This is a genomic window from Streptomyces sp. NPDC058008 (genome assembly GCF_042886395.1).
Classification (GTDB): domain Bacteria; phylum Actinomycetota; class Actinomycetes; order Streptomycetales; family Streptomycetaceae; genus Streptomyces.
This window is the reverse complement of sequence record NZ_JBHVQX010000070.1, coordinates 1-3697: the sequence shown is the minus strand read 5'-3', so window position 1 is coordinate 3697 and position 3697 is coordinate 1. Positions and strand designations below refer to the sequence as shown.

Sequence of the window (3697 nt, the reverse complement as noted above, 5' to 3'; positions counted from 1 at the left end):
GTCCGGGCAGGTCCCCCGTGCCTGCCCGGACCGCGCCGACCGGACGCGGGACGGCTCACCGCCCGCGCCGGTAGCTGCTTCCGTCCCGGGGCCGCTCCAGGAGCCCGGCGACCACGAGGTAGCGGCGGAGGGCCGAGCAGTCGTCGTGCACCGTGAGCAGCGCGTCGTTGACCTCGCGCTCCGTGTAGACGCGGTCGCGCTCGAAGAGCGTCTGCGCGAGGTGCACCAGCAACTGCTCGCGGCGCAGGGGCTTCCGGGGGATCGCCGTGAGGCGCCCGCCGGAGAAGAGCGCGGCCACCTGATGCGAACCGCCGGCTTCCGTTTCGGACATGCGGGAAGCCTCGCAGGGCCCGCCGGTACGGGCAACGCGATTTCCGCACCGTGGACGCATGTTGACGTTCGGGCGGACCGTCGTACGGTGTGACCATTCAATTCACCCTCGCTACCTGAGGCGGTCCCCCATGGCCCTGTTCGATCTGCCCCTCGACGAACTGCGCACCTATCGCAGCCGGTCGGTGGAGCCCGACGACTTCGACGCCTTCTGGTCGGCCACGCTGGACGAGGCCGGGACGCACGATCTGGACGCCCGCTTCGAACGGTGCGCCGACCTCGGGCTCGTCACCGTCGACGTCTACGACGTGACGTTCGCCGGCTTCGGCGGCCACCCGGTCAAGGGGTGGTTCGTCATACCGGCCGGGACCACCGAACCCGTACCGGTGGTCGTGGAGTTCATCGGATACGGCGGAGGGCGGAGCCTGCCGCACGCCCACCTCCTGTGGGCCTCCGCCGGAATGGCGCATTTCGTGATGGACACCCGGGGCCAGGGCAGCGGCTGGGCCCCGGGCGACACCGCCGACCCCGTGGGATCGGGCCCCTCACTCCCGGGATTCATGACGCAGGGCATCGAGGACCCCGCCACGTACTACTACCGCAGGGTGATCACGGACGCGGTGCGCGCGGTGGAGGCGGCCCGTTCCCACCCGCTGGCCGACGCGTCCCGCACGGCAGCGGTCGGCGCGAGCCAGGGCGGCGGCCTGGCGCTCGCGGTCGGGGGGCTGGTCCCCGACCTGGCGGCCGTCGTCCCGGACGTGCCCTTCCTCTGCGACTTCCCCCGGGCCACCCGGATGACGGACCGCAAGCCCTACCGCGAGATCGGCGACTACCTCAAGACGCACCGGGGCCGGTCCGAGCGGATCGACAGGACGCTCTCCTACTTCGACGGGGTCCACTTCGCCGCCCGCGGGCGGGCACCCGCGCTGTTCTCCGCGGCCCTGGAGGACCTGACCTGCCCTCCGTCCACCGTGTTCGCCGCGTACAACGCGTACGCGCACGCGGACAAGGAGATCGAGGTGTACGACTTCAACGACCACGAGGGCGGCGGCCCGTTCCAGCACGCGGTGCAGCTCAGGTGGCTGCCGCGGCTGCTGAAGGCCTGACGCACGCACGCGGCCCGGACCTCTTGACCCGCCTCGCGCGCGGAGCCTAGGTTTCCCGGGGAGAAAGCGCTTGCTGTCCGGCAGGTGCCCATATCTTCAGCCGAAGGGGTGTTTGTCACGACCAGCAATCCTTCGCACCGGGAACCGGTGCGGGTCGCGATCGTCGGCACGGGTGCGATCGCGCGGGTCAGCCATCTGCCCGCGCTGCGCGCACTCGCCGACGGGCAGCCGTTGGAGGTCGTCGCCGCGGTCGACGTCGACGCGGCCTCGGTCGAGGCGTTCTGCGCCGACGCCGGGATCGCCCACCCGTACACCGACCTGGACCGGATGCTCGCCGAGCAGCGCCCGGACCTGGTCACCCTCGCCACCCCGCCCCGGTTCCACCGCGACCAGACGGTCGCCGCGCTGGAGGCCGGGGCGTGGGTGTGGTGCGAGAAGCCGCCCTGCCCCTCGCTGGAGGACTTCGACGCGATCGAGGCGGCGGAGGGCGACGGCGGCGACGGCCCGTACGCGGCGATCGTGTTCCAGCACCGCTTCGGTTCGGGCGCCCGGCACGTCCGGGAACTGCTGGCGGGACAGGCCGTGGGCCGGCCGCTGGTGGCTCACTGCCAGACCACCTGGTACCGCGACGAGGCGTACTACTCCGCTCCCTGGCGGGGAAGTTGGAGCAGCGAGGGCGGCGGTCCCGCGATGGGCCACGGCATCCACCAGATGGATCTGCTGCTCGACCTGCTGGGCCCGTGGGCGGAGATCCGGGCCATGGCGGGGCGGCTGGTGCACGACGTGGAGACCGAGGACGTGTCCACCGCGCTCATCCGTTTCGGGAACGGCGCCATGGCCACCGTGGTCAACAGTGTCCTCAGCCCGGACGAGGTCAGCAGGATCCGGATCGACTGCGAGCGGGCGACGGTCGAGCTCACCCATCTCTACGGGCACCGCAACGCGGACTGGCGCATCACGCCGGCTCCGGGCGTCCCTCCCGAAGAGGCGGACGCCTGGCGGGACTTCGGGACCGACGTACCCAGCTCACACGAGGCCCAGCTCAGGGAGTTGCTGGAGGACCTGCGGGCCGGCCGCCGGCCGCGCAGCAGCGGCGCGGACGGCCGCAAGAGCCTCGAACTGGTCGCGGCCCTGTACAAGGCGGCCTTCACCGGGTCCACCGTACGGGCGGGCGAGATCCGTCCCGGTGACCCGTACTACGGCGCGCTGCACGGCGACGCGCCCGGCTGGGCGCCAAAACGCCTCGGCCGGCCCACGGAGGTACCGGCATGAGCGAGGCGGTCGGACTCGTCCACCGGCACGGCGACCACCTCTCCGTCACGGCGGGGAGCGGGGTGGAACTGCTGCGCTACGTCTACCGCGCCGAGGACGCGTGGGAGGCCCCCAAGCCCTACATCCACCCCCTGCGCACGCTGTCGGGCCAGGTGGTGACCGGATACCGGCCCAACGACCACCGCTGGCACAAGGGCCTGCAGATGACCGCCTCGCACCTGTCGGGCGCGAATCTGTGGGGTGGCAACAGCTACGTGCACGGCGAGGGGTACCTCGCCCTGCCGGAGCGTGTCGGGTCCATGGCGCACGCCGGTTTCGACGAGGTGTCGGTGCACGACGGCGGGGTCCGGTTCTCGGAACTCCTGACCTGGCATCCGCACGGGGGCGGGCTCTGGGCCGAGGAGACGCGCCGCGTCGAGGTGCACGACGTCGACGCGGCGACCGGCAGCTGGGCGCTGACCTGGTCGTCGGCGGTCACCAACCGGCGCGAGGAACCGCTGCGGTTCGGCAGCCCGACGACGCACGGCCGCCCGGCCGCGGGATACACGGGGCTGTTCTGGCGCGGGCCGCGCGCCTTCCGGGACGGGCGGATCATCACCCCGGACGCCGAGGGGCCGGAGGTCATGGGGCAACAGGCTCCCTGGCTCGCCTACAGCGGTGAGCACGACGAGGCCGACGGGCACGCGACGCTCGTCTTCGTCCACTCCCCCGGGAACGACCACAGCGGGGCGGGCGGCGCGCACCCGGCCCACTGGTTCGTGCGCAACTCCCCCTTCGCGGCCGTCGCCCCGTCGTTCGCCTTCCACGAGGAGCTGGTCCTGGATCCGGGGGCGACCCTGGCCCGCAGCTACCGGGTGCTGGTCGCCGACGGGGCCTGGGACCGCGACCGGATCGCCTCCGCGGTGGGCGCACTGGCCTGGTAGCCCGCCCCTTCCGGGTGGACGCGCCCGGCGCCGGCCGCCCGCGGCGGACCGGCCGTGCCTCAGGGG

The 3697-nt window shown here is 72.9% G+C and carries 4 protein-coding genes; 3 read left to right on the top strand and 1 reads right to left on the bottom strand.

What is annotated here, in order from left to right:
- Nucleotides 1-55: 55 nt before the first annotated feature.
- A complete protein-coding gene (locus tag ACFVS9_RS34095; RefSeq protein ID WP_383119013.1) occupies nucleotides 56-331 on the bottom strand; it encodes a DUF2087 domain-containing protein in 276 nt (91 codons plus the stop codon).
- A 130-nt stretch (nucleotides 332-461) separates the two neighbouring features.
- On the opposite strand from ACFVS9_RS34095, the gene ACFVS9_RS34090 reads away from it, so the two are divergent.
- From ACFVS9_RS34090 to ACFVS9_RS34080, 3 genes are all read left to right on the top strand, one after another.
- The gene (locus tag ACFVS9_RS34090; RefSeq protein ID WP_383119012.1) at nucleotides 462-1436 is read left to right on the top strand and encodes an acetylxylan esterase; all 975 of its coding nucleotides are present in this window, start codon (nucleotides 462-464) and stop codon (nucleotides 1434-1436) included.
- A gap of 90 nt (nucleotides 1437-1526) precedes the next feature.
- Nucleotides 1527-2708, top strand: a complete 1182-nt coding sequence (locus ACFVS9_RS34085) for a Gfo/Idh/MocA family protein (protein ID WP_389938894.1) — start codon at nucleotides 1527-1529, stop codon at nucleotides 2706-2708.
- On the top strand, nucleotides 2705-3631 hold the full coding sequence (locus tag ACFVS9_RS34080; RefSeq protein WP_389938890.1) for a PmoA family protein: 927 nt from the start codon (nucleotides 2705-2707) through the stop codon (nucleotides 3629-3631). Before ACFVS9_RS34085 ends, ACFVS9_RS34080 begins: the two co-directional genes overlap by 4 nt.
- The last annotated feature ends 66 nt before the right edge of the window (nucleotides 3632-3697 follow it).

Coding starts and splice junctions, on each gene's coding strand:
- ACFVS9_RS34080 (WP_389938890.1), top strand. CDS start 2,705: ATGAGCGAGGCGGTCGGACTCGTCCACCGGCACGGCGACCACCTCTCC.
- ACFVS9_RS34090 (WP_383119012.1), top strand. CDS start 462: ATGGCCCTGTTCGATCTGCCCCTCGACGAACTGCGCACCTATCGCAGC.
- ACFVS9_RS34095 (WP_383119013.1), bottom strand. CDS start 331: ATGTCCGAAACGGAAGCCGGCGGTTCGCATCAGGTGGCCGCGCTCTTC.